Raw genomic sequence first — 25,107 nt, forward strand, 5'->3', positions numbered from 1 at the left:
CTCCTTCAGCCGCGTACGGCGGCGATGGATGCTGCGAGGGCGGTGGGTACGTCGGGGACAAGAGTGTGCACACCGTCCCGGACGATCTGCCGCCCGCCGACGATGGTGTGTCGTACGTCCGCCGCGGAGGCGGCGAATACGGCCGTTTCGGCGGCCAGCCGGGGCAGTGGTCCGGCGGTGCGTACGGAGTCCAGTGCGATCGTGGTGAGGTCGGCGAGCGAGCCGGCTTCGAGGGTTCCGGCGTCGTCCCAGCCCAGGGCGGCGTGGCCGTCGGCGGTCGCGGCGCGCAGCAGGGCGGCGGCCGTCCAGTGCCCGCGGGTGCGGGTGCGCAGCCGTTCGTCGAGCTCCATGGCGCGGGCCTCTTCGAGCAGGTCGATGACGGCGTGGCTGTCGCTGCCGAGGGAGAGCGGGCTGCCGCGGCCCTGGAGCCGGGCGGCCGGGCCGATGCCGTCGGCGAGGTCGCGTTCGGTGGTGGGACACATGCACACGCCCGTGTGGGAACCGCCGAGGAGCGCGATGTCCTCATCGGTGAGGTGGGTGGCGTGCACCGCGGTGGTGCGGGGGCCCAGCGCGCCGTGGTCGGCCAGCAGTCGGGTGGGGGTGACGCCGTGGGCGTCGCGGCAGGCGTCGTTCTCGGCGGTCTGTTCCGAGAGGTGGACGTGCAGGGGGGCCTGCCGTTCGCGGGCCCAGTCCGCGACGGTGCCGAGCTGCCCGGCGGGGACGGCGCGTACGGAGTGGATGGCGGCGCCGATGCGGGCGTGTGGGCGCTCCTTGAGGGCGTCGGCGCGCTGGGCCCAGCGGTCGGCGGTGCCGTCGGAGAAGCGCAACTGGTGGTGGTTGGGCGCGGCGCCGAAGCCGGCCGAGAGATAGGCGGTGTCGAGGAGGGTGATGCGGATACCGGCCTCGGCGGCGGCGGCGAGCAGCGCCTCGCCCATGGCGTTGGGGTCGCCGTAGCGGGTGCCGCCGGGCGCGTGGTGCAGGTAGTGGAATTCGCCGACGCAAGTGATGCCGGCCAGCGCCATCTCGGCGTAAGCGGCGCGGGCGAGGGCGAAATAGGTGTCGGGGGTCAGCCGGTCGGCGACGCTGTACATGACCTCGCGCCAGGTCCAGAAGGTGCCGGTGCCGACCTGGACGGTGCCGCGCAGGGCGCGGTGGAAGGCGTGCGAGTGGGCGTTGGCGAGACCGGGGAGGGTCAGGCCGCGCAGCGCGGTGGCGCCGGGCGGCGGGGTGTCCGCCCCGGTACGGACCGCGGTGATCCGCCCGTCCGCGGTGTCCACGGCCACGCCCGGCTCGACATGGGTGCCGAGCCAGGCGTGTTCGAGCCAGTACGTCGTCGGTGTGGTCTGCGGCGTCAGTGGCACGCCAGCCCCTCCAGTACGTCGGCGAGTGCGGTGACCCCGGCGACGCAGTCGTCCTCGTCGGCCGCCTCGGCGGGCGAGTGCGAGACCCCGGTGGGGTTGCGGACGAAGAGCATCGCGGTGGGGACGGTTCCGGACAAAATACCGGCGTCGTGCCCGGCGCCGGTGCCCAGGACGGGCACGGCCCGCTCCCCCGTCTTGCCGAGGATCGCGCTCAGCTCGTCCCGCAGGGCGTGCTGGAACTCCACGACGGGGGTGAAGGATTCCCGGACGACGGTCAGGTCCACCCCGTCGCGGGCGGCGCGCTCGGCGGCGGCCCGCTCGATCCCGGTGATCACGGTGTCGAGGGTCTCCTGGTCGGCGGCGCGGGAGTCCAGCCAGCCGCGGACCAGCGAGGGGATGGCGTTGACGCCGTTCGGCTCCACGCTGATCTTCCCGAAGGTGGCCAGGGCCCCGGCCAGCCGGGCCTGTTCGCGGGCGGCGAGCACGGTCGCGGCGTAGCTGAGCATCGGGTCGCGGCGGTCGTCGAGACGGGTGGTGCCGGCGTGGTTGGCCTCGCCGTGGAAGTCGAACCGCCAGCGGCCGTGCGGCCAGATGGCGGAGGCGATGCCGACGGCGTCGCCGCTGAGGTCCAGGGCGCGGCCCTGCTCGACGTGGAGTTCGACGAACGCGCCGATCCGGGCGAGCCGTTCGGGGTCCGGGCCGATGGCCTCGGGGTCGTATCCGGCGCGCTCCATGGCCTGCGGGAGGGTGATGCCGTCGCCGTCGCGCAGTTGGTGTGCGGCCTCGGTGGTCAGCGCCCCGGCGGCGAGCCGGGAGCCGACGCAGGCCAGGCCGAAGCGGGCGCCTTCCTCGTCGCCGAAGTTGACGATCGCCAGCGGCTTGTCGAACTCCGTTCCCCTCCGGCGCAGTTCGTCCAGCGCGGCGAAGGAGGAGACGACACCCAGCGGGCCGTCGTAGGCACCGCCGTCCGGTACGGAGTCCAGGTGGGAGCCGGTGACGACGGCGTCGCCGGGGGCCACGTCCTGGTAGCCGGTGGCGCCGAGCCAGGCCCACTGGTTGCCGTTGCGGTCCAGTTCGTAGCTGAGGCCACGGGCCTCGGCCTGGGCCCGGAACCACGCGCGGCAGTCGGCGTCGGCGCCGGTCCAGGCGTAGCGGCGGTAGCCCCCGGAGGAGGAGTCGCGGCCCAGGGGCCGCAGCTCCTCCCACATCTCGTGGAACGAGGAGGTCACGCGCCCTCGCCTTCGCCCTCGCGCATCGGGATGCGGACGCCGCGCTCGGCGGCCACCTCGTCGGCGCGCTCGTAGCCCGCGTCGACATGCCGGATGACGCCCATGCCGGGGTCGTTGGTGAGCACCCGGCGGATCTTCTCGCCGGCCAGCGGGGTGCCGTCGGCGACGGTGACCTGTCCGGCGTGGATCGAGCGGCCCATGCCGACGCCGCCGCCGTGGTGCAGCGAGACCCAGGAGGCGCCGGAGGCGACGTTGACCATGGCGTTGAGCAGCGGCCAGTCGGCGATCGCGTCCGAGCCGTCCTTCATGGCCTCGGTCTCGCGGTAGGGCGAGGCGACGGAGCCGCAGTCGAGGTGATCGCGGCCGATGGCCAGCGGGGCGCGCAGGGTGCCGTCGGCGACCATCTCGTTGAAGCGCTCACCGGCCTTGTCGCGCTCGCCGTAGCCGAGCCAGCAGATCCGTGCGGGCAGGCCCTGGAAGTGGACCCGCTCACCGGCCATCTTGATCCAGCGGGCCAGCGACTCGTTCTCCGGGAAGAGGTCCAGGATCGCCTTGTCGGTGGCGGCGATGTCGCGGGCGTCGCCGGACAGCGCGGCCCAGCGGAACGGGCCCTTGCCCTCGGCGAACAGTGGCCGGATGTAGGCGGGGACGAAGCCGGGGAAGGCGAAGGCCCGCTCGTATCCGGCGAGTTGGGCCTCGCCGCGGATCGAGTTGCCGTAGTCGAAGACCTCGGCGCCGGCGTCCATGAAGCCGACCATGGCCTCGACGTGCCGGGCCATCGACTCGCGCGCCCGCTGGGTGAAGTCGGCGGGCTTCTCCGCCGCGTAGGCGGCCATGTCGTCGAAGTCGATGCCGACCGGAAGGTAGGCCAGCGGGTCGTGGGCGCTGGTCTGGTCGGTGACGATGTCGATCGGGGCGCCCTCGGCGAGCATCTGCGGCAGCAGTTCGGCGGCGTTGCCGAGCAGACCGATGGAGAGCGGCTTGCGCTGGTCACGGGCCTCGACGGCGAGTTCGAGGGCGTGCTTGAGGCTGTCCGCCTTCACGTCCAGGTAGCGGTGCTCGATCCGGCGCTCGATCGCGCGCGGGTCGACGTCGATGCAGATCGCGACGCCGTCGTTCATGGTGACGGCGAGCGGCTGGGCGCCGCCCATGCCGCCGAGGCCGGCGGTGAGGGTGATGGTCCCGGCCAGCGTGCCGTGGAACTTCTTGGCGGCGACGGCGGCGAAGGTCTCGTAGGTGCCCTGGAGGATGCCCTGGGTGCCGATGTAGATCCACGAACCGGCGGTCATCTGCCCGTACATGGTCAGGCCGAGGGCCTCCAGGCGGCGGAACTCCTCCCAGTTGGCCCAGTCGCCGACGAGGTTGGAGTTGGCGATGAGCACCCGCGGGGCCCATTCGTGCGTCTGCATCACGCCGACCGGCCGGCCGGACTGGACGAGCATCGTCTCGTCCTGCTTGAGGGTGGTGAGCGTGCGCACCATCGCGTCGAAGGAGCGCCAGTCCCGTGCGGCCTTGCCGGTGCCGCCGTAGACGACGAGCTGGTCCGGGTGTTCGGCCACCTCCGGATCGAGGTTGTTCTGCAGCATGCGCAGCGCGGCTTCCTGCTGCCATCCCCGAGCACTCAGCTCCGTACCGCGCGGTGCCCGCACGGGTCGCGGTCCCGACATGGGCCCTGCCTCCCTGACGTCGAATGGATTGAGCTATTCACATATTGGGGTTTATGAATAGTGCTAGTCAACAGGGCACGGTGAGCCACGCGTGACGAGCCGCACGAACCGGCCAACCCCTCCGGAATTTTTGACTTGTCCACCGGGAAAGTCTGCGCTAACTTTCCTAGTGAGCAAGTCAACGGGGAAAGCTCGACCGCCTTGGGGAGGCGATGGCCATGACCACGACCGTGGATGCCGAACAGGCCTGGCAGGATCTGCAGCGGATCCGGGTGCCGCAGGAGCGGGTGTACGACGAGATCGAGAGAACCGCCCAGGGCGACACCGGGGCGACGTACACCACCGCCGCCATCATGTGGATGTTCCTCGCCGTCTCCGGCCTGGACCTGCCCAGGTGGGCGTTCTGGCTGACACTGACCGCCTATATCGCCGTGCTGGGCACCCTGGCGGTGGTTTACAACCGCCGCACCCGGATCCGGCTGCACCGCTCGCGCCACAGCTGGCGCTCGTTCGCGACCTTCTTCGCGGGCATGGTGGTGACCCTCGTGGCCATCCTGCTCTCCGGCCGTCTGGTCGAGTGGCTGGCGCTGCCGTTCGGCAGCCTGATCCAGGCCACGCTCTCGGCGGCCACCTTCCTGCTCTTCGTCGGCCCGGCGAACCGCTGGGCGGTCAGCACGCTCCGCGACCGGGCCGGCAGAGCCACCCACGAGAGGGCGGTCCGATGAGCACCCCGAGCGGCTTCGACGAACTGATCCACCCTTCCACCCGGCTGTCCGTGGTGGCGCTGCTCGCCGCCACGGAATGGGCCGACTTTCCCTTCATCCGCGACAGCCTCTCGCTCAGCGACTCCGCGCTCTCCAAGCAGCTGCACACCCTGGAAGAGGCCGGATATCTGGAGATCCGCAAGGAAGGCGGCGGCCGCAAACGCCGCACCAAGGTACGGCTGACGAGCCGCGGCCGGACCGCCTTCGAGGGGCATGTGGCCGCGCTCCGGGCCATCGTCGAGGGCGCGGGGCCCGCCGCGGCGGCCGGGCCGGCGCCGGATGCCGCCGACGCGACCGCTTCAGTCACCCAGCAACGGCAACACCACGCGAAGGCGGGCCGATGACGACGACCGACCACCAGCCCGCAGGCCAGGCCGTGACGGCTCCGGCACCCACGGGCTCCCCCGCCGGCCAACCCGTCATCCGGGTACGCGACCTGCGGATGTCGTACGGCAGCGCGCATGTCCTGCACGGCATCGACCTGGACATCCACCGCGGCGAGATCTTCGCACTGCTCGGCCCCAACGGCGCCGGGAAGACCACCACCGTCGAGATCCTGGAGGGCTTCCGGCAGCGCTCCGCCGGCGAAGTCGCCGTTCTGGGCACGGACCCGGCGCGCGGCGACGACGCCTGGCGCGCGCGGATCGGCCTGGTCCTCCAGTCCTGGCGCGACCACCGCCGCTGGCAGGTCGCCGAGCTGCTGACGCACTTCGCCACGTACTACCCGCGGCCGCGCGACCCGGCCGAACTCCTCGCCCTGGTGGGCCTCACCGAGCAGGCCCGCCAGCAGGTCGACCGGCTCTCCGGCGGCCAGCGCCGCCGTCTGGACGTCGCACTCGCCATCGTCGGCCGCCCCGAACTCCTCTTCCTGGACGAGCCGACGACCGGCTTCGACCCCGAGGCCCGGCGCGACTTCCACGATCTGGTCGAACGGCTCGCCCGCGACGAGGGCGTCACGATCCTGCTCACCACCCACGATCTGGCCGAGGCCGAGCGACTGGCCGACCGGATAGCGATGCTGGTCAACGGCCGGATCCGGGCCTACGGCACCCCGTCGGAACTGGCCCGCAGGGCCGCCGCCCAGGCCGAGGTCCGCTGGACGGCCCCCGACGGTTCGGCCCGGCGCGAACGTACCGAGGACCCTTCCCAGCTGGTCTGGGAACTCCACCGGGAGACGGGGGGACCGGTCGCCGACCTGGAGGTCCGGCGGCCGACGCTGGAGGACACCTATCTGCACATGGTCCACCGGGACGCCGGGGACGGCGCCGGCACCGGGACCACGGACGCGAGCGAGGCCGGAGCCTCGGACGGGGAGAAGCGAGCCGCATGAGGGGGACCGACGTGAGCGCCGGGACGGAAACGACAGCGACGACGGACACGACCGAGGGGGCCGGCACCACGCGGACCACGCCCCCGGCGGGCACGCCCACGGTGGGCACGCCCGCGGTGGGCACCATGGCCCCGGTCCGCACGACCGCGGCGGCGCCCCGGGAGGCCGCCGCCCCACACCCCCGCCGCCGCTACTGGCGCGCCGGCTTCCTGCGCGGCGGCATCGAGCTGCGCCATCTCCTGCGCAACCCCAAGGAGTTGAGCGGCCATCTGATCAACGTCGTCGTGGCCCTGGTGCTCGCCGGCTACATCAGCGACAAGGTGCCCGGCACCCAGATCCCGATGGCCCATCTGACGCTCTCGGGCTTCGCCGCCTATCTGCTGCTCCAGATCGGGCTGGTCAACCTCCCGCAGATCCTGGTGACCGAGCGCGAGGAGGGCGCGCTGCTGCGGCTGCGTGCCACCCCCGGCGGCATACCGGCCTATCTCGTCGCCAAGTCGCTGCTGGTGGTGGCGATGGCGTTCGGCACGCTGATCCTGCTGCTGGGAACGGCCGCGCTGCTGGTGGACGGGCCACTGCCGCACGGGCCGGGAGGCTGGCTGACGCTGCTGTGGGTCAGTGCGCTCGGCCTGCTCGCCGTCGTGCCGCTGGGAGCGGCCATCGGCGCCGTCCTCCCGAACCCGCGTGAGGCGCTTGCCCTGATCATGCTGCCCGTCATGGCGCTGCTGATCACCTCCGGCGCGATGTTCCCGCTCAGCTCGCTGCCCGAGATGGTGCAGAAGATCGCCTCCGTCTTCCCGCTCAAGTGGATGGCGCAGGGCCTGCGCTCGGCCCTCCTGCCGGACGCCGCCCGCGCCGCGGAACCAGCCGGCTCCTGGGAACTCCCGACCGTGGCCCTGATACTCACCGCCTGGGCCATCCTCGGCTTCCTCCTCGCCATCCCCCTCCTCCGCCGCGCCGCCCGCCGCGAATCCGGCTCCCGCCTCGCCGAACGCCACCGCAAGGCGTCACTGAGCGGGGGACGGGGGGCCTGAGGACGGAGGGCCTGAGGATGGGGCGGAGCAAGGGCGCCTGACCGGGCGGTCCGGGCGGCGCGGGGACCGTCTGCGCAGGGGACAGACGGTCTCAGCGACGGCTGGGCCGGCCATTGGGGCAAGGGTGCCTGGCCGGGCGGCCCGCCCCGGCGCCGGGACCGTCTGCGCGGGGGGGGCAGACGATCTCAGCGGCGGCTTGGCCGGCCGAGCGGGGGGCGGACGGCGCAGGACCAAGCCGCCCCGGGACGGCCCCCGCCACCGGGGCGGGCCCGAGACCGGGGCGGGCCCGAGACCGGGCAGCCTGAAGGCGGGGGGCGACCGCAGCCGCCCCGGCGAGACAAGCCGAAGTCCAAGCGGACCCGGAGCCACACCAGCGAGACAGGCCAAGCTCGAAGTCGGCGTCGGAGTAGCCCCATGACTGAGCCCCGGAAGTGCCCTGACCAGCGTCTTCTCCCCCGCCCGTGCCATGCCCCGGTGTGCGTTGGCGTCGTACCCCCAGCCAATGATGGAGTTGTGTCATGACGTTCACGGACCGAGACCGAGCCGTAGAGGCCGCCGTTGCGCGGGGGCTGGTGGGAGCCGGGGAGCCCGTGGTCGGGCTGCTGGATATCGCCGGGATCCGGCGTTCGGCGGGTGAACTCCGCGCGGCGTTCGAGGAGTTCACCGCTCCGGGCACCCCGGTCCTGCACGCCTTCGCGGTGAAGGCCGCCTCGCTCGTGCCCGTACTGAAGCTGCTCGCGCAGGAGGGGCTGGGCTGCGAGGTGGCCAGTCCCGGTGAGCTGGCGCTGGCCCGCGCCGCCGGGGTGCCGGTCGCGCGGACCGTCCTGGACTCGCCCGCGAAGACCCTCGCCGAGCTGCGTGAGGCGCTGGCCCTCGGGATCGCCGTCAATGCCGACAACCCCGAGGAACTGGCGCGGATCGACGCGCTGATGGCCTCCGCGCCGAGCTCCGCGCCCATCGGTGTGCGGGTCAATCCGCAGATCGGCGGCGGCACCATCGGTGCGATGAGCACCGCCACCGACACCTCCAAGTTCGGTGTCGCGCTGCGCGACGAGGGCGCCCGCGAGTGGGTCGTCAACGCCTTCCTCGCCCGACCGTGGCTGACCCGGCTGCACGCCCATGTGGGCTCCCAGGGCATGGCGCTGGAGCTGATGGCCGCGGGCGTACGGGCCCTGTTCCTGCTGGCCGAGGAGATCAACGAGAAGGCCGGCCGGCGCCAGATCGACACCCTCGACATCGGCGGCGGGCTGCCGGTGAATTTCTCCTCGGACGTCCAGACCCCGACCTACCGCGAGTACGCCGCGCTGCTCCACGCGGCCGTGCCCGGCCTGCTGTCCGGACGCTACGGCCTCGTCACCGAGTTCGGCCGCTCACTGCTGGCCAAGCACGGCACGGTCCTCGCCCGCGTCGAGTACGCGAAGTCGGCCGGCGGCCGGCCGATCGCGGTCACCCACGCCGGCGCCCAGGTCGCCACCCGTACGGTCTTCGTTCCCGAGGCCTGGCCGATCCGGGTCGCCGGCTACGACACCGAAGGGCGCCCCAAGACGGGCGCTCCGGTCGGCCAGGACATCGCGGGGCCGTGCTGCTTCGCGGGTGACCTGGTCGCCGAGAACCGGCCGCTCCCCCTCCTGGAAGCCGGTGACCACGCCGCGCTCCTGGACACCGGCGCGTACTACTTCTCCACCCACTTCGCCTACAACTCCCTCCCGCGCCCCGGGATTTACGGCTATGCCCCGGACTCCGACGGCGCCATCCGCTTCGCGACCATCCGCACCCCGCAGACCCTGGAGGAACTCACCGCGGAGAGCGGCTCGGCCCACGCGGCGGCCCTCCGCGACCTCGGCCGGCCGTAACCGAGCCGCCGGCCGGTGGCGGGGAGGGCTGGGAGTCACGGCCCGGGAGCGACGTACCCAGCAGCGTCCGGAAGCGACGCGCCCGGCGGCTTCCAGGCGCGGGGACAGCACTCACCTCCCGCGGGACGCCACCGGAACGGGTGAGGTCCGCCCCCTCCCCCGCGCCTCACTCCACGAACAACCCCCGGGCCGCTGCCCTGGCGTCGAACTGTTCCAGGCGGGCCTGGGCGTCGGGCAGGGCGTCGCACATCGCTTCCAGGAGGACGCGGCCCAGGAGCATGGGGGCGCAGGCCGTGTCGAAGGCCAGGCCGGTGCCGACGGGGGCCGGGAGGAGTAGGTCGGTGTGGTGGGCGACGGGGGCGAAGGCGCTGTCGGCGACGGTGACGACGGTCAGACCGGCCGTGCGGGCGTACTCCAGCGCGTCGACGACCTCACGGGGGTGGCGGGGCAGGGCGAAGCAGAGCAGGGCGCTCGCCCCGGCGCGTACGGCGGCGTCGATGCGGTCGGTGAGCATGGTGCCGCCCTCGTCGAGCAGCCGGACATCGGGGTGGACCTTGCGGGCGAAGTAGCTGAAGCCGGCGGCCTGGGCGGTGGCGGCGCGCAGGCCGAGGACGGGGAGCGGACGGGAGGCGGCGAAGAGGCGGCCGGCCTCGATCACCGGCGACGGGTCGGCGAGGGCGGCGGCGAGATGGCGGAGGTTGTCGATCTCGGCCTGCACGGCCTGCTGGTACTCGTTGTAGGAGCCGGTGTCGTCGGGCTTGTCCGTGGGGGCGACCTCGCGCAGATGGCGGCGGAGCGCCGGGTAGCCGTCGAAGCCCAGGGCGACGGCGAAGCGGGTGACGGACGGCTGGCTGACACCGGCCAGTTCGGCCAGTTCGACGCTGGAGAGGAAGGGCGCGTCGGCGGCCCGGCGCACCATGCAGTGGGCGATCCGGCGCTGGGTGGGGGTCAGCCGGTGGCCCTCGAAGAGCTTCTGGAGCCGGGCGGCGGTGCCGGTGTCCATACCGGTATCCGCACCGGCATGCACGCCAGCGGCCGCATCGGTGTCCCGCCCGGCGCCCGCACCGGCACCCCGTCCGGCGCCTTCGCCGGCACCCCGCCCGGTATCCGCGCCGACGTCCGCACCCACATTCCTCCCGGCGCCCGAGCCCGCACCGGCCTCCCGCCCGGTGCCCGCACCCGCAGCGCCCCGCGCCCCCTGCGTCGTCCCGGCCCGGTCCCGCGGCCCGTCGCCGGCCACGCCGCCTGCGCCGCCGGTGCCGCCGGTGCCGCCGGTGCCGCCGGTGCCGCCGGTGCCGCCGGTGCCGGTGCCGTTGTCCCCGTCCCCGCTCATCGCCTCTTCTTCCCGGCCCGGTCGGGGGCCTTGTCCTGTGTCGACCGACTGTACGGAATTCCTGGCCCGCTCCGGTCCGGGGGACGCCACGCGATCCGGCCGTACGGGGCCGCCCCGGGCGCCGCCGCCCACCGCCCCACACAGCCCCGCCGCCGCACGGCCCCGCCGCCCACGCCCCTCACACCCCCGCCAACCCGTCCAGCAACCCCATCGCCGTCGCCACGTCATCAGTCAGCGGACGGTCCTCCATCCGTGGGTCGAGGGCCTCAGCGGCGAGCGCGAAGGCGGTGGCGAGGGGCAGGTCCGGGTCGGGTTCCAGGGAGCGCATGCGCAAGGCGCGGATGGCGGCGACCAGTTCGCAGGCGAGGATCTGGCGGTAGTAGGTGCAGGCGCGCAGGGCCTGGCTGGCGCCGAGGGAGGCGAAACTGGCCTGTTCCTCGACGCCGCGGGAGAGGACGGCGTGGCCGAGCGAGGCCGGGTGGGAGACCGCGCGCATCTCGCCGAGCGCCGCGCCGGCCGCGTATTCGAGGATCATCACGCCGGAGCTGGCGGGCGCCGCGTCCCCCAGGAAGGGCCGCAGCCGGGTGAGGTCGGGTTCGGAGAGCGCGGCGAGCCGGGCGGTGGACAGCCGGGCGGTCTGGAGCACGGCCAGCCGGAAGGTGTCCAGGGCGAGCGCGGCATGCGCGGCGTAGAAGTTGCCGTGGTGGTAGGCGGCCTGGTCCTCGATGCTGATCAGGGGGTTCTCGGCGGCGGCGTTCACCTCGACGGTCAGCACCGCGTCCAGGGTGTCGGCGGCGTCCAGCGCCGGGCCGTGGATCTGCGGCAGGCAGCGGAAGCCGTACGGGTCCTGGATGCGGCCGAGGGGCGCGGTGGGGCGGGTCGGGATGCCGGAGAGGGTGCGCAGCCGGGCGGCGGCGGCCGTGGAGCCGGGGTGCGGGCGGGCGAGCATGACCGGCTCGGCGAAGGGTTCGTAGGAGCCGCCGACCGCGAGGAGGGAGAGCGCGGCGATCGGGAGCGAGGCGGCCAGCACCCGGCGCAGTTCGTCGAGGGCGAGCGCGGACTGGCCGAGGGTGAGGGCGTTGCTGCTGATCAGGGCGAGGGCGTCGTTGTTGTCGAGGGCGATGGGGGCGGGGGCCCGGCCGCCGGGCGCGCACTGCCAGGGGTGTTCGCCGGCCAGGGCCAGGCCGGTCTGGGCGAGCGCGGCCAGGTCGCCGGTGCCGACGGCGCCGTGTTCGTTGACGACGGGGTGGGTGCCGGTGTCCAGGGCGTCGAGCAGGGAGGTGATGACGGCGGGGTTCAGGCCCGCGCCGCCCGCCAGCAGCTGGTTGGCGCGTACCGCGAGCATGGCCCGGACCTCGCGGGCGGGCAGCGGGTCGCCGATCGCACCGGCGTGGCTGCGCAGCAGCCGCAGTCCGTGGTCGGCGTCGGCGGCTCCGACGTCCTGGGTGCGGTTGGCGCCGACGCCGGTGCTGCGCCCGTAGACCCGGCCGGTGGCGGCGAGGCGGCGGGCGGTTTCCCAGGATTCCGCGGCGCGGGCGAATGCCTTGGGGTCGGGTGCCGTGGGGTGTGCGGTGCGCTCGGCGAGGGCGGCGATGTCGGTGGTGCGCAGCGTGCTTCCGTCGAGCGTGATGCGTCGGCCGTTGTCCAGCATGTGGGAAACCAAGGGGCTCAACTCCCTCTTTTAACGCGCTTTATGAACGGAAGTCCGACACCTCGTTCCGTACGGTGAGCCGAAGTAAAAGGCGGGGTAACAGGCGATGCGTTCCCGCCTATTGACTTCTATTCACGTGCCTAAGACTCTGCATGATGCTATGCAGGCCGGGCAAGGGGCAGCGGATGATCAGGTTCGACGCAGTCAGCAAGCGATACCCGAATGGCACCACCGCCGTGGACGCGCTGTCCCTGGACCTGCCCGAGGGCGGCGTCACCGTCCTCGTCGGCTCGTCGGGATGCGGCAAGACGACCACCCTGCGGATGGTCAACCGCATGGTCGAACCGACATCCGGCACGATCAGCGTCGGCGGCCGCGACATCCTGGAGGCGGACGCCGCCGAGCTGCGCCGCGGCATCGGCTACGTCATCCAGCAGTCCGGTCTCTTCCCTCACCGTACGATCCTGGACAACATCGCGACCGTTCCGCTGCTGCTGGGCTGGGGCAGGCGCAAGGCCCGCGCCCGCGCCGCCGAGCTGCTGGAGCTGGTCGGCCTGCCCGCCGACGCCGGCAAGCGCTATCCGCACCAGCTCTCCGGCGGCCAGCAGCAGCGCGTCGGCGTGGCCCGTGCGCTCGCCGCCGACCCGCCCGTCCTGTTGATGGACGAGCCGTTCGGCGCGGTCGACCCGGTCGTCCGCACCCAGCTCCAGAACGAACTGCTGCGGCTCCAGGAGGAGCTGCGCAAGACCGTCGTCTTCGTCACCCACGACATCGACGAGGCGGTCCGGCTGGGCGACCGGATCGCGGTCTTCCGCACCGGCGGCCGGCTCGTCCAGTGCGCCGCACCCGCCGAGCTGCTGGCCCGTCCGGCCGATGACTTCGTCGCCGACTTCCTGGGCGCCGAGCGCGGTCTCAAACTGCTCTCGCTCACCGACCTCGCGGACGTGCCGTACGCGCCCGGCGGGGCGATACGCGCCGACGAGCCGGTCGGCCGGATATCCCGCGACGGCGACCGCTGGCGCCTGGTGACCTCCCCGCGCGGCGAACCGCTGGGCTGGCTGGACACCGACGCGCTGCCCGCCGCCGGCACGGCCGGCGAGGCCCCCCTGGAGGCCGTACGGCCGCTGCGCGACAGCGACTCCCTCCTCTCCGCGCTCAACGAGGCCGTCTCCTCCCCGGCCGCCGCGGTCGCCCGGGTCACCGCCGACGGGGTGCTGACCGGCCTCACCTCCCGCGACGCCATCCACGAACGGGCCGGCCGCAGCCACGCGGAGGCGGGCCGGGCGGCGGCCGCCGCGGAGCCGCGCGCCTCCGGGGACGCCGAAGACCGCGAGGCCGCCGCGCCCCGCAAGACCGCCGCCGCTCCGGAGCCCTCCGCCCCCGAGCCGTCCGCCCCGGAGCCCTCCGCATGACCATCGAGTGGGGCTGGTTCCCCGACCACGCCGACGAGATGGCCGAGCTCACCGCGGACCACCTCGCCACCGCCGTCCCCGCGGTCCTCCTCGGACTGCTGATCGCGCTGCCGCTGGCGGTCCTCGCGCACCGGGTACGGCCGCTGCGCGGCTTCGTCCTCGGCGCGTCCAACATCCTCTACACCATCCCGTCCCTGGCCTTCTTCGTCCTGCTGCTGCCGGTCACCGGCCTGACCCGCACCACCGCGATCGTCGGTCTGACCGCGTACACCCTGGTCGTGCTGGTGCGGAACACCGTCGAGGGCCTGGACGCGGTCCCGGCCAGGGCCCGCGAGGCATCCGAGGCCATGGGGACCCGGCCGCTGCGCACCCTGCTCACCGTCGAGCTGCCGCTCGCCCTCCCGGTGATCATGGCGGGCATACGGGTCGCCACCGTCATGTCCATCTCCCTGGTCAGCGTGGCCAGTTACATCGGCTACGGCGGCCTCGGCCAGCTCTTCACCGACGGCTTCCAGCGCAACTACCCCACCCCGGTCATCGCCGGTGTGGCGCTGACCCTGCTGCTCGCCCTGGTCGCCGACGCGCTGCTGGTGACCGTCCAGTGGCTGTGCACCCCCTGGCGGCGCGGCACCACCTCCCGGCAGCGCACCTCTCTGTGGCGGAAGGCAGCGTGACGCGCCGATGCTCGAACTCCTGAAGAACCTCGCCGCCTGGCTGACCAGCCCGTCCCAGTGGTCCGGCCCCGAGGGCATCGCCACCCGCGTCCTGGAGCACCTGGAGTACTCGCTCCTGGCCACCCTCGCCGCGGCCGTGCTCGCGCTGCCGGTCGGTCTGCTCATCGGGCACACCGGCCGTGGCGCCTTCCTCGCCGTCAACCTCTCCTCCTTCGGCCGGGCGCTGCCCACCGTCGGCCTGGTCACCCTGGTGTTCCTGGCGGGCGGGCTGAGTGTCTGGCCGGTGTATGTGTCGCTGGTCGCGCTCGCCGTGCCCGTGATCATCACCAATACGTACGCGGGCATGGCCGCCGTCGACCCCGAGGTCAAGGACGCCGCCAAGGGCGTGGGACTGCGCGGCCACCAGGTCCTCTGGCAGGTCGAACTCCCGCTGGCGCTCCCCCTGATCATGACCGGCGTACGGCTGGCGACCGTGCAGGTCGTCGCCACCGCCACCATCGCCGCCTATGTCAGCTTCGGCGGGCTGGGCCGCTATGTCTTCGACGGCCTGGCGCAGCGCGACCTGGTGCAGGTCCTCGGGGGTGCGGTCCTGGTGGCCGTGCTCGCCGTCGTCGCCGACCTGGCGCTGGGCGGCCTGACGCGGCTGCTGTTCCGCGGCCGCCCGGCCGCCGCCCGCTGAGCATCCGCCGTCCCCGCCCCCTCCGTACGTCCCGAGGAGTCCCGCCCATGAACCGTCGTACCGTCCTGACCACGCTCCTCGCCGGCGCCTCGGCCCCGCTGCTGGCCGCCTGCTCCTCCGGCATCACCTCCCTCAAGGGGGACGGCGTCGGCGGCGACAGCGGCAGCAGCAGCGGCGGACTGACCATCGGCACCGCCAACTTCACCGAGAACCAGATCCTCGGCTACCTCTACGCGGGCGTGCTGAACGCCGCCGGGGTCAAGACCACCGTCAAGCCCAACCTCGGCTCCCGCGAGATCGTGGTCCCCGCACTGCGCTCCGGCGATATCGATCTGCTCCCCGAATACCAGGGCAGTCTGCTGCTCTACCTCGACAAGAAGGCCACCGAGACCGAGGCCGGCGCGATGCAGAACGCGCTGGCCACCGTGTTGCCGAACGGCCTCGAAGTCCTCCCGTACGCCGCCGCCGAGGACCGCGACAGCTTCGCCGTCACCCGGGAGACCGCCGACCACTACGGACTGAAGACGCTCGCCGATCTGCGCAAGGTCAACGGCAAGCTGGTCTTCGGCGCCGCCGCCGAGATGAAGAAGCGGGTCGTCGGGCTCGTCGGCCTCAAGGAGCAGTACGGCGTGGAATTCAAGGAGTTCAAGGCGCTGGACTCGTCCGGTCCGCTGGTCAAGGGCGCCCTGAAGAAGGGCGACATCGATATCGCCAATGTCTTCACCACCGATGTCGACACCGCGGAGAACGGCTGGGTGCTGCTCCAGGACCCCAAGCACCTCATTCCGGCCCAGCACATCGTCCCGCTGATCGCCGCCCGTAAGGCCGACTCGAAGGTCCGCAAGGCGCTGGCCCGGCTGGGCAACACGCTCACCACCGCCGACCTCACCGAGCTCAACCGCCTCGTCGACAAGGAGAAGCAGGACCCGGACCGGGTGGCCGAGGAGTGGCTCAAGAAGCGGAAGCTGAGCTGACCCCGTCGCCGCCGTAGCGGAGCGGCAGGCCGAACAGCGGGAACAGCCGCTCGGTGTCCAGGAAGGACTGGAGCGCGGTGACCCGGCCGCCCGCCGTCTCGATCACCTGGATCGCCCAGGGCAGGCCGTCCGCGCGGTACTGCCCGAACGCCGGCCGGCCGTTCGCCCGGACCGGTACCAGATGCGACCCCTCGCAGCCCTCGCCCGGCCCGCGCAGCCACTCCAGGATGTCGGCACGGCCGCGCAGCCACAGGGCGTACGGCGGCATGGACAGCGTGGAGTCCTCGTGCAGCACGGCGGTGAGCGCGTCCATGTCGAACCGCTCGAAGGCGTCCACATAGCGCCGCAGCAGCGCCTGCTGGGCGTCGTCCAACGGCGGCGGGGCGGTGTCGGCGGCGCCGTCCCCGGACGCGGCGAGGGTGGCCCGGGCCCGCTGCAGCGCGCTGTTGACCGAGGCGACCGAGCTGCCCAGCAGCTCCGCGACCTCGCTCGCCGACCAGCTGAGCACCTCCCGCAGGATCAGCACCGCCCGCTGCCGGGGCGCCAGCCGCTGGAGCGCGGAGATGAAGGCGAGCCGGATCGACTCCCGGGCGACGGCGGTCTCCGCCGGGTCCCCGGCGGACGCCAGCACCCGCTGGTCCGGGACGGGCCCGATCCAGGTCGTCTCGGGCAGCCCGGTGCCGATCGGGCTGTCCACGCTCGACGGGGAGGCGAGATCCATCGGCCGGGCCCGGCGCCGGCTGCCCTTGAGCAGGTCCAGGCAGACATTCGTGGCGATCCGGTAGAGCCAGGACCGCAGCGAGGCCCGCCCCTCGAACCGGTCGTAGCTCCGCCAGGCCCGCACCATCGTCTCCTGCACGGCATCCTCGGCCTCGAACGCCGATCCCAGCATCCGGTAGCAGTAGCCGGTCAGTTCGGTACGGTGCGCCTCCAGCCGGTCCACCGGCTCCCCCTGCGGCGCGCCCCGGCCCTCCGCCGCCGCGGCACCGTCGCCCGCCGCGGCTTCACTCACCGCCGCGGCTCCACCCGTCGAGGACCGCTTCATCGAGGACCCGCCCATCCGCCCGTCGGCCGACCACCGGTACACACGCCCCGACCGTACCGGAGCGCCCGGCACCAGTCTGCGCCCCGGCCGGGCACCGTGCAGCCGGAGACCGGGCGCGCGCTTGAATCCTTTCGCCGCGCTCGCCGGCTTCGCGGAATGCAGCGCACTGTCCGCGTCACCGGCAGTGCGCGATCCGGTCATCGGCCCCGCGGCATCACTCCCGGCGGAGCTCCGCCGCCGAGCCCCGTTCCGAGAGGCGGGGAGCGCACAGGATGCGCTTGCGCCGGACGCGGCGGCCCTCGATGGCGGCGACGGCGAGGCGGGCGGCCTCCTTGGCGATCTCGGCCAGGCCCCAGTCGACGGTGGTCAGGGGCGGGGTGAGGACCCGGGAGACGGGGTGGTCGTCGAAGCCGACGACGGAGAGGTCCCGGCCGATGGTGAGGGCGGCCTCGGCGGCGGCCGCGTAGACGCCGTAGGCGATGGAGTCGGAGAAGCAGAAGACCGCGGTGGGCGGGGCGAGCGCACCGGCCGGGCGGCGGCCGTCCGGGCTGTTGGCCAGGACGCGGCGGGCCATCGCGGTCGCCGCGTCCAACTCCTGGGGGCAGGGCAGCACTTCGGCCTCGATACCGAGCCGGTCGGCGGCCTCGCGGACATAGACATCGGCGGGGCGGTCGGGGGTGGAGGGGCCAGTGGGGGTCAGCACGGTGACCCGGCGGTGGCCCAGCCCCCGGAGGTAGTCGAGGACGGCGTCGATGCCCGCCCGGTTGTCGAAGAGGACCTCGCCCGCCGTACGGGCCCGGCTCAGCGCGTCACCGATGGAGACCACCGGCACCGCGTCGGCGATCTTCGACCAGCCCTCGGCGGAGGGATCGACGGGCGAGACCAGCAGACCGTCCACCCGCTGGTCGCGCAGCTGCTTGGCGAGGGCCAGCTCACGCTCGGGGTCGCCGCCCGCGTCGAGGATCAGCGCATAGCGGTCACCGGCCAGCAGTTCGCGCCCTATGGCCGCCATCAGCTGCTGCTGCCACAGGTCCTGAAGGTCACCGGCGAGTACCCCGACGGTGCTGGTCCGGCCGCTGGCGAGCGCGCGGGCGATCGGGTCGGCCTCGTAGCCGAGCTCGGCGGCGGCCCTGCGCACCCGCTCCTCGGTCTCCTTGGAGACATGCTTGCCGCGCAGTGCGTAGGAGACGGCGGCGGTGGAGAGTCCGGTGGCCTCGGCCACCTCACGGAGGGTGGTGCGCTTATTCGGCCTGGCCATGTCCGGAAGCCTACCGAAGCAGGGCGCCGCACCCGGCCTCGATGCGGTCTTCCCGGTGGGGGGCTCGGGCCGGCGGCACGGGCACGGCCTTGACAGCGGAAGCTGTTAACCGTTTCACTTAAGCGCGTAAGTTAATCGGTTAAGTGAAGCGTTTCAGGGGTGGGCCGACGGGCCGACCGTCCTGCGTGCGCCGCCCGCCCGGCCGACCGACCAACCGGCCGACCAACCGGCCGACCAACCGCCCGCCGGTCCGTCCGACCGCGCCGTCCCGGAGGGAGGCCCGTGGCCACCGACGTCCACCAGCACATCTGGCCGCCCGAGTTCCTCGCCCTGCTGCGGTCCCGCACCGCGCCACCCCGGCTCGACGGCTGGACGCTGCAGCTGCCCGGTGAGCCGCCGTACGCCGTCGACCCCGCCGACCACGACATCGCGGCCCGCGCCCGGCTCGCCCGCTCCGACGGCCTGGACCTCGCCCTGGTCTCGCTCTCCAGTCCGCTCGGCATCGAATATCTGCCGCCCACGGAGGCCGCCCCGCTACTCAGCGCGTTCCACGACGGCGCGCTGGACCTGCCCGCCCCCTTCGGCGTCTGGGCCTCGGCCTGCCTCTCCGCACCCGAGCCGGACACCGCGGCGCTGCGGCGCGAGCTGGCGCGCGGCTGCGTGGGCCTCCAGCTCCCCGCCACCGCGCTCCTCGACGCCGCGGGCTGGGACCGCTGCGCACCGCTGCTGGACGTCATCGCCGAGCAGGACAAACCACTGTTCGTGCACCCCGGCGCCGCGCCCGCCCGTCGCCCGCCACCGCCCCAAGCCGACGCTGCGCGGCCCCTTTCCACTGCCGAGCCCACCGCGCCCGTCTGGTGGCCCGCCCTGGTCCCGTACGTCCAGCAGCTGCACGCCTCCTGGTTCGCCTTCCGCGCCTTCGGCCGGCCGCGCCACCCGGATCTGCGGGTCTGCTTCGCCGCGCTGGCCGGCCTGGCGCCGCTGCACGGGGAGCGGCTGGTCGCCCGCGGCGGCGGCCGGGACCGCGGCCGGGTCGACTGCCGCGCCTTCTACGAGACCTCCTCGTACGGAACCCGCGCGGTGGACGCCCTCGTACGGGCCGTCGGCATCGATGCGGTGGTCAGCGGCAGCGACCGCCCCTATGCCGCCCCCACCCTCCCCGACCTGGGCGCGGACGCCGCCGTCCACGCCCTGCGCCATGCCAACCCGGCCCGCCTGCTGGGCCCGACGAAAGGAGCCCGCCCATGACGGACACCACCTCCCAGGCCGACACCGCCCGTGAGGTCCCCGACGGCGAGCAGCCGTTCACCGCACTGCCCGAGCGCAACCTCGACAAACGCGAGCTCCAGGCCCTGGTCGACGAGCTGGCCGCGCGCCCGGAGCTGTGGCGCGAGGAGGTCGCCTTCTCCGACACCGAGCGGCACTACGCCTCGCTGTACCGCGACGAGTTCGTGGACGTCTGGCTGCTGTGCTGGACCCGGCAGAACGACACCGGCTGGCACGACCACGACCTCTCCTCGGGGGCGGTGCATGTCGTCCAGGGCGTCCTGACCGAGTCCAACCCGCGGATCGGCGGCGAGCATGCGGCCGCCGCGGTCGGCGCGGGCTCCTCGTTCTGCTTCGGGCCGGACCACATCCACCGCCTCACCGGCGCGACCGACGACGCGGTGTCGGTGCACGCCTACTCGCCGCCGCTGTGGCGCCTGGGCCAGTACGACATCACCGAGGACGGGCTGATGCGGCGGGTGTCGGTCTCGTACGCCGATGAGCTGCGGCCGATGGACACGACGGCGGCCTGAGCCCCGGCCGGCCGGGTCCGCCGTTACCAGTAATTAACCGCGGCATTCGATCCCGCCTATTGACCTTCCATTCATCGGCGTCGATCCTGCATGGATCCATACAGGCACGACCCGAGGCGGACTCATGGCAGGTGTGGTCGAACGGCGCTCCATCGACGTCGTCCCCGACGACGAACGGCACGGCAGCGCGGTCAGCCAGTTCACCCTCTGGCTGGGCGCCAACCTCCAGATCACCGCCGTCATCACCGGCGCCCTGGCCGTCGTCTTCGGGGCGAACGCCTTCTGGTCACTGATCGGGCTGCTGCTCGGCAACCTCCTGGGCGGGGCGGTGATGGCCCTGCACTCGGCGCAGGGGCCGCGGCTCGGGCTGCCGCAGATGATCACCTCCCGGGCGCAGTTCGGGGTGCGCGGGGCGGTGGTCCCGCTGGCGCTGGTCATCGTGATGTACATCGGCTTCTTCGCCAGCGGCAGCGTGCTGGCCGGGCAGGCGGTCGGCGAGCTGACCCACCTCGGCGAGACCCCGGGGATCGTGCTCTTCGCCGCGGTCACCGCCGTCGCCGCGGCCGTCGGCTACCGCCTCATCCACACCCTCGGCAAGATCGCCGGCCTGGTCTGCGCGCTGGCCTTCGTCTACCTCGGCATCCGGCTGGTACAGCGCGCCGACCTCGGCGCACTCCTCGCCGACCACCGCTTCGGGCTGCCGGTCTTCCTGCTCGCCGTCTCCCTCTCGGCCTCCTGGCAGCTGGCGTTCGGCCCGTACGTCGCCGACTACTCGCGCTACCTCCCGCGGCACACCTCGGCGCGCGCCACCTTCTGGTGGACGCTGTCCGGCTCGGTGCTCGGCTCGCAGTGGTCGATGACGTTCGGCGCGCTGGCGGCCGCCGCGGCGCCGGCCGCGTTCGTGGGCCACGAGGTCAGCTACCTCGTCGGACTGGGCGGCGCCGGACTGATCGCCTCGTTCCTCTACTTCGTCATCGCCCTCGGCAAGCTCACCATCAACATCCTCAACACCTACGGCGGCTTCATGTCGCTGGTCACCAGCGTCAGCGGCTTCCGCGGCCAGCGCACCCTCTCGCCCCGCGGCCGCTCGGCCTACATCGCCGGGATCATGGTGGCCGGCACCGCCGTCGCGCTCCTGGGCAAGGACTCCTTCCTGACGTCCTTCAAGGACTTCCTGCTCTTCCTGCTGACGTTCTTCACGCCCTGGTCGGCGATCAACCTCGTCGACTACTACCTGATCTCCAAGGAGCGCTACGACATCCCGGCGCTCAGCGACCCGGCCGGCCGCTACGGCGCCTGGAACGGACCGGCCCTGACGGTCTATGTCCTCGGGGTGCTCGCCCAACTCCCATTCCTGGCCACGCACTTCTACACCGGCCCGCTGGTGGCATCGCTCGGCGGCGCTGACATCTCCTGGCTCGTCGGACTCGCCGTACCGGCCGTGCTGTACTGGCTCGCCGCCCGCCGCGACACCGCGCGCACGGTGGCGCCCGGCCCGCGCCAGGAGGAGCCCTCCCCCGCCGGATCGGGGGGTTAACCCCAGGGTGCCGCCCGCCCGCGGCCCGTAATCTCGCAGCATGGCGACACACGACCCCGATCTGCGGAAAGAACTCGACGCGACCCTCCAGACGCGCAAGGAGCTGGGCCCGGAGTACGAGTCGGAGCTGCTGGAGTCCTTCCTGGAGAAGCTGGACGCGAACGTCGACCGGCGGGTGCGGCGGCAGCTCGCCGAGCAGCAGATCCAGGTGGCGCGCGGCACCCTGCCGCCCCGCGGAGCCGGCCGCGGCCGGGAGTTCTGGGAACGGTTCGGGGTCGCCGCCTTCTCGCTGGTGCTGGCGATCCCGCTGTCCACGGTCGCCGCGGTGCACACCGGACTGCCGGGCCTGCTGGTGACCTGGGCCGGCATCGTCGGCGTCAACGCCGTGCACGGCATGGTCCGGTGGCCTGCGTCGCGGGCGCGTAGGGACCGTCGCGACGGCGCGGGGGACTGAGGCTCCGGGGAGCGGGCCGGGGAGATGCTGCGGGGACCGCCGCACCCCGGCCGGGGCCGGGGGCGGGACGACGGCGGTCCCCGCAGGGGACGCGCGTCCGGGTCAGGGCCGGCCGTCGCGTCCGGGCGGCGAGAGTGGAGGTCCGGGAGCCGCTCCGGAGGTCCGTATCGCCGTGCACCTTCAATCTGCCCGACGCGTGTTAAGTGCGTGCTGCCGGCACATGACGCATACGTTCACTTTGCGGCGGCGGCCCGTTTCCTGACGGCCACTTGACGCCGTGACGGGTACCCGGGACCGTCCGCGGCCGGGGCCACCCGAGGGTGCGACGAGCCGCGGCCGGCGGACCCGGCGGCCGCCACGGGGGACGGCCGCCGGGACCTCCTGCTACTTGCCGGCCTCGCGCGCCAGGTAGGCCAGCAGGTCCTGCCGGCTCACCACGCCCTTCGGCTTGCCCTCGACGAGGACGATCGCGGCGTCCGCCGTCTCCAGCACCGCCATCAGATCGGCGACCGGCTCGCCCGAGCCGACCTGCGGCAGCGGCGGGCACATGTGCTTCTCCAGCGGATCGGTCAGCGAGGCACGCTGGGTGAACAGCGCGTCCAGCAGCTCGCGCTCGACGACCGAGCCGACGACCTCGGCGGCCATCACATCGGGGTGCCCGGCGCCCGGCTTCACGATCGGCATCTGCGAGACGCCGTACTCGCGCAGCACCTCGATCGCCTCGCCGACGGTCTCCTCCGGGTGCATGTGCACCAGCGAGGGCAGCGCGCCCTCCTTGTGCTGGAGCACCTCACCGACGCGGGCGGCGGCGCCGCCCTCCTCCAGGAAGCCGTAGTCGGCCATCCACTCATCGTTGAAGATCTTGGAAAGGTAGCCGCGGCCGCTGTCCGGCAGCAGCACGACGACCACATCGTCCGGGCCGAGCTTCGCGGCGACCTCCAGCGCGCCCACCACGGCCATCCCGCAGGAGCCGCCGACCAGCAGGCCCTCCTCCTTGGCCAGCCGCCGGGTCATCTGGAAGGCGTCCTTGTCCGAGACCGCGACGATCTCGTCGGCGACCGTGCGGTCGTAGGCGGTCGGCCAGAAGTCCTCGCCGACACCCTCGATCAGGTACGGGCGCCCGGAGCCGCCGCTGTAGACCGAGCCCTCCGGGTCGGCGCCGATGACCTTGACCCGGCCCTCGCTGGCGTCCTTGAGATAGCGGCCGGTGCCGCTGATCGTGCCGCCGGTGCCGACACCCGCCACGAAGTGGGTGATCCGCCCCTCGGTCTGCGCCCACAGCTCGGGACCGGTGGTCTCGTAGTGGGAGCGCGGATTGTTCGGGTTGCTGTACTGGTCGGGCTTCCAGGCTCCGGGCGTCTCACGGACCAGCCGGTCCGAGACGTTGTAGTACGAGTCCGGGTGCTCGGGGTCCACGGCGGTCGGGCAGACCACCACCTCGGCACCGTAGGCGCGCAGCACATTGATCTTGTCCGTGGACACCTTGTCCGGGCAGACGAAGATGCACTTGTAGCCCTTCTGCTGGGCGACGATCGCCAGACCCACACCGGTGTTGCCGGAGGTGGGCTCGACGATGGTGCCGCCGGGCTTCAGCTCACCCGACTGCTCGGCGGCCTCGATCATCCGCACGGCGATCCGGTCCTTGACCGACCCGCCGGGGTTGAAGTACTCGACCTTCGCCAGGACGGTGGCCTGGATTCCTCGGGTGACGTTGTTGAGCCGCACGAGCGGGGTGTTGCCGACGAGCTCAATCATCGAATCGTAAAACTGCACGGTGGTCTCCGCGGTCGGGGGCACGCTCTCCTGCGCCGGTGCGGCCAGCCTATTGCCCGGGTCCGTTAGAGGAAGGACGAGTTGCGTTCCGTGCAGGAACGGGCAACACCCTGTTGTAGGAGTTCTTGCCGTTTCAAGAGCGCGTCCGGCCCCGGGCCGCGGCGCGCCCGCACTGTACGGGGAGGTGCCCGGCCCATGCCGATGACGATGTCCAGGGCGAGAGTGGCCCGGCGGATCGCCACCGCTGCCGCGTTCGGCGGCGGCGGGGTCGGGCTGCTCGGCGTCGCCGCCGTCGGAGTGCTGCTGACCGAGGTGCGGCTGGCCCGCCGGACGGTCGGCGGCTCCAGCGACATCCCGCCCTGCGCCGACGGCCGCTACGGCGCCGCCTTCGGCCACCGCACCGACCGCCCGCCGCTGCGCCTGGGCTTCCTCGGCGACTCCACCGCCGCCGGCCAGGGGGTGCACCGCGCCTCCCAGACACCGGGCGCCCTGCTCGCCTCCGGCCTGGCCGCGCTCTCCGAGCTGCCGGTCGACTTCCGCAATGTGGCGCTGCCCGGCGCGCAGTCCGACGACCTGGAGCGCCAGGTCGAGCTGATGCTGGCGGCCGGCACCGAGGTCCCGGACGTCTGCGTCATCATGATCGGCGCCAATGACGTCACCCACCGGATGCCGCCCGCCCAGTCCGTGCGCCATCTCGCCGAGGCGGTGCGCCGGCTGCGCGCGGCGGGCTGTGAGGTGGTCGTCGGCACCTGCCCTGATCTGGGCAGCGTCGAGCCGGTCTACCAGCCGCTGCGCTGGGTGGCCCGGCGGCTCTCCCGGCAGCTGGCCGCCGCCCAGACCATCGGCGTGATCGAGAGCGGCGGCCGTACGGTCTCCCTCGGCGATCTGCTCGGCCCCGAGTTCGAGGCGCGGCCGCGGGAGCTGTTCGGGCCGGACAATTACCACCCGTCGGCCGAGGGCTATGCCACCGCCGCGATGGCCGTGCTGCCGACGCTGTGCGCCTCGCTCGGCCTGTGGCCGGAGGAGGAGCGCCCCGAGCCCGCCCGTGGCGAGGGCCTGCTGCCGGTCGAGCAGGCGGCCGCCGAGGCGGCTTCCGAGGGCGGCACCGAGGTCACCGCCTCCCGCGCCCCCTGGGCGCTGCTCAAGCACCGCAGGCGCCGTCAGCTGCCCACGGCGGAGCCGGCCGGGCCGTCGTCCGTCATCCCGTGAGGGAGCGGGCGTCCAAGCGGCGGTGAGCGGGGCGCGGAGGAACGGGGCGGGGCCGTACGGGAATACCCGGC

At 73.2% G+C, this 25,107-nt stretch carries 22 protein-coding genes; 14 read left to right on the forward strand and 8 right to left on the reverse strand.

All coding sequences use genetic code 11. The features are described 5' to 3' along the window. Positions 1-5: 5 nt before the first annotated feature. From ACZ4XD_RS25095 to hutU, 3 genes are read right to left on the reverse strand one after another with little or no spacing between them, the layout of a single operon-like run. Positions 6-1,361: a formimidoylglutamate deiminase gene (locus ACZ4XD_RS25095; protein ID WP_468045550.1), complete on the reverse strand. Its 1,356-nt coding sequence runs from the start codon at positions 1,359-1,361 to the stop codon at positions 6-8. Beyond that, on the reverse strand, positions 1,352-2,569 hold the full coding sequence (locus tag ACZ4XD_RS25100) for an allantoate amidohydrolase (RefSeq protein WP_468045607.1): 1,218 nt from the start codon (positions 2,567-2,569) through the stop codon (positions 1,352-1,354). Before ACZ4XD_RS25100 ends, ACZ4XD_RS25095 begins: the two co-directional genes overlap by 10 nt. A gap of 17 nt (positions 2,570-2,586) precedes the next feature. Continuing rightward, positions 2,587-4,257, reverse strand: coding sequence for a urocanate hydratase (hutU, locus tag ACZ4XD_RS25105; protein ID WP_468045552.1), 1,671 nt, complete (start codon positions 4,255-4,257; stop codon positions 2,587-2,589). Positions 4,258-4,475: 218 nt separating this feature from the next. Between hutU and ACZ4XD_RS25110 the strand changes: the two genes are divergently transcribed. The 5 genes from ACZ4XD_RS25110 to ACZ4XD_RS25130 all read left to right on the forward strand — a co-directional run bounded on the left by ACZ4XD_RS25110 (position 4,476) and on the right by ACZ4XD_RS25130 (position 9,238). Beyond that, positions 4,476-4,982, forward strand: coding sequence for a hypothetical protein (locus tag ACZ4XD_RS25110; RefSeq protein ID WP_468045554.1), 507 nt, complete (start codon positions 4,476-4,478; stop codon positions 4,980-4,982). Next, the gene (locus ACZ4XD_RS25115) at positions 4,979-5,365 is read left to right on the forward strand and encodes a transcriptional regulator (RefSeq protein ID WP_468045556.1); all 387 of its coding nucleotides are present in this window, start codon (positions 4,979-4,981) and stop codon (positions 5,363-5,365) included. Before ACZ4XD_RS25110 ends, ACZ4XD_RS25115 begins: the two co-directional genes overlap by 4 nt. Continuing rightward, positions 5,362-6,351, forward strand: a complete 990-nt coding sequence (locus tag ACZ4XD_RS25120) for an ABC transporter ATP-binding protein (RefSeq protein ID WP_468045558.1) — start codon at positions 5,362-5,364, stop codon at positions 6,349-6,351. Before ACZ4XD_RS25115 ends, ACZ4XD_RS25120 begins: the two co-directional genes overlap by 4 nt. Continuing rightward, positions 6,348-7,385, forward strand: coding sequence for an ABC transporter permease (locus ACZ4XD_RS25125; protein WP_468045560.1), 1,038 nt, complete (start codon positions 6,348-6,350; stop codon positions 7,383-7,385). Before ACZ4XD_RS25120 ends, ACZ4XD_RS25125 begins: the two co-directional genes overlap by 4 nt. A gap of 518 nt (positions 7,386-7,903) precedes the next feature. Next, positions 7,904-9,238, forward strand: coding sequence for a type III PLP-dependent enzyme domain-containing protein (locus ACZ4XD_RS25130; RefSeq protein WP_468045562.1), 1,335 nt, complete (start codon positions 7,904-7,906; stop codon positions 9,236-9,238). A 166-nt stretch (positions 9,239-9,404) separates the two neighbouring features. On the opposite strand, the gene ACZ4XD_RS25135 is transcribed toward ACZ4XD_RS25130, so the two are convergent. Both ACZ4XD_RS25135 and ACZ4XD_RS25140 read right to left on the reverse strand, forming a co-directional pair. Continuing rightward, positions 9,405-10,241, reverse strand: a complete 837-nt coding sequence (locus ACZ4XD_RS25135; protein ID WP_063770811.1) for a MurR/RpiR family transcriptional regulator — start codon at positions 10,239-10,241, stop codon at positions 9,405-9,407. A gap of 508 nt (positions 10,242-10,749) precedes the next feature. Continuing rightward, positions 10,750-12,222 (reverse strand): aromatic amino acid ammonia-lyase, encoded by a 1,473-nt coding sequence (locus tag ACZ4XD_RS25140; RefSeq protein WP_468045609.1) that lies wholly within the window; start codon positions 12,220-12,222, stop codon positions 10,750-10,752. Between the two features lie 185 nt (positions 12,223-12,407). Here ACZ4XD_RS25140 and ACZ4XD_RS25145 point away from each other — a divergent pair, with 185 nt between their 5' ends. The 4 genes from ACZ4XD_RS25145 to ACZ4XD_RS25160 are packed head-to-tail and all read left to right on the forward strand — an operon-like array spanning position 12,408 to position 15,961. Beyond that, entirely contained in the window at positions 12,408-13,634 is a 1,227-nt protein-coding gene (locus tag ACZ4XD_RS25145) for an ABC transporter ATP-binding protein (RefSeq protein WP_468045564.1), read from the forward strand. After that, on the forward strand, positions 13,631-14,308 hold the full coding sequence (locus ACZ4XD_RS25150) for an ABC transporter permease (protein WP_468045566.1): 678 nt from the start codon (positions 13,631-13,633) through the stop codon (positions 14,306-14,308). Before ACZ4XD_RS25145 ends, ACZ4XD_RS25150 begins: the two co-directional genes overlap by 4 nt. A 7-nt stretch (positions 14,309-14,315) precedes the next feature. Then, positions 14,316-14,987 carry an ABC transporter permease gene (locus ACZ4XD_RS25155; protein ID WP_468045568.1) on the forward strand — a complete coding sequence of 224 codons (672 nt, stop codon included), beginning with the start codon at positions 14,316-14,318 and terminating at the stop codon, positions 14,985-14,987. A 47-nt stretch (positions 14,988-15,034) separates the two neighbouring features. Next, entirely contained in the window at positions 15,035-15,961 is a 927-nt protein-coding gene (locus ACZ4XD_RS25160; protein WP_468045570.1) for an ABC transporter substrate-binding protein, read from the forward strand. Here the strand turns inward: ACZ4XD_RS25160 and ACZ4XD_RS25165 are convergent. Together ACZ4XD_RS25165 and ACZ4XD_RS25170 are read right to left on the reverse strand one after the other, a co-directional pair. Continuing rightward, complete coding sequence (locus ACZ4XD_RS25165; protein ID WP_468045572.1) at positions 15,939-16,973, reverse strand: sigma-70 family RNA polymerase sigma factor; 1,035 nt, start codon at positions 16,971-16,973, stop codon at positions 15,939-15,941. The two genes, ACZ4XD_RS25160 and ACZ4XD_RS25165, sit on opposite strands and share 23 nt — an antisense overlap. Positions 16,974-17,220: 247 nt before the next feature. Continuing rightward, entirely contained in the window at positions 17,221-18,264 is a 1,044-nt protein-coding gene (locus ACZ4XD_RS25170) for a LacI family DNA-binding transcriptional regulator (protein WP_468045574.1), read from the reverse strand. Positions 18,265-18,546: 282 nt separating this feature from the next. Here ACZ4XD_RS25170 and ACZ4XD_RS25175 point away from each other — a divergent pair, with 282 nt between their 5' ends. The 4 genes from ACZ4XD_RS25175 to ACZ4XD_RS25190 all read left to right on the forward strand — a co-directional run bounded on the left by ACZ4XD_RS25175 (position 18,547) and on the right by ACZ4XD_RS25190 (position 22,054). Then, a complete protein-coding gene (locus tag ACZ4XD_RS25175) occupies positions 18,547-19,512 on the forward strand; it encodes an amidohydrolase family protein (RefSeq protein ID WP_468045576.1) in 966 nt (321 codons plus the stop codon). Beyond that, entirely contained in the window at positions 19,509-20,063 is a 555-nt protein-coding gene (locus ACZ4XD_RS25180) for a cysteine dioxygenase (protein WP_468045578.1), read from the forward strand. Before ACZ4XD_RS25175 ends, ACZ4XD_RS25180 begins: the two co-directional genes overlap by 4 nt. A 124-nt stretch (positions 20,064-20,187) precedes the next feature. Next, a complete protein-coding gene (locus tag ACZ4XD_RS25185) occupies positions 20,188-21,600 on the forward strand; it encodes a purine-cytosine permease family protein (protein WP_468045580.1) in 1,413 nt (470 codons plus the stop codon). 40 nt (positions 21,601-21,640) lie between these two features. After that, positions 21,641-22,054: a hypothetical protein gene (locus ACZ4XD_RS25190; protein WP_468045582.1), complete on the forward strand. Its 414-nt coding sequence runs from the start codon at positions 21,641-21,643 to the stop codon at positions 22,052-22,054. A gap of 384 nt (positions 22,055-22,438) precedes the next feature. Here the strand turns inward: ACZ4XD_RS25190 and ACZ4XD_RS25195 are convergent, their stop codons facing one another. Then, complete coding sequence (locus ACZ4XD_RS25195) at positions 22,439-23,827, reverse strand: cystathionine beta-synthase (protein ID WP_468045584.1); 1,389 nt, start codon at positions 23,825-23,827, stop codon at positions 22,439-22,441. Between the two features lie 195 nt (positions 23,828-24,022). On the opposite strand from ACZ4XD_RS25195, the gene ACZ4XD_RS25200 reads away from it, so the two are divergent. Then, positions 24,023-25,036 carry an SGNH/GDSL hydrolase family protein gene (locus tag ACZ4XD_RS25200; RefSeq protein ID WP_468045586.1) on the forward strand — a complete coding sequence of 338 codons (1,014 nt, stop codon included), beginning with the start codon at positions 24,023-24,025 and terminating at the stop codon, positions 25,034-25,036. The last annotated feature ends 71 nt before the right edge of the window (positions 25,037-25,107 follow it).

Source organism: Streptomyces sp. NPDC029466 (assembly GCF_055574515.1).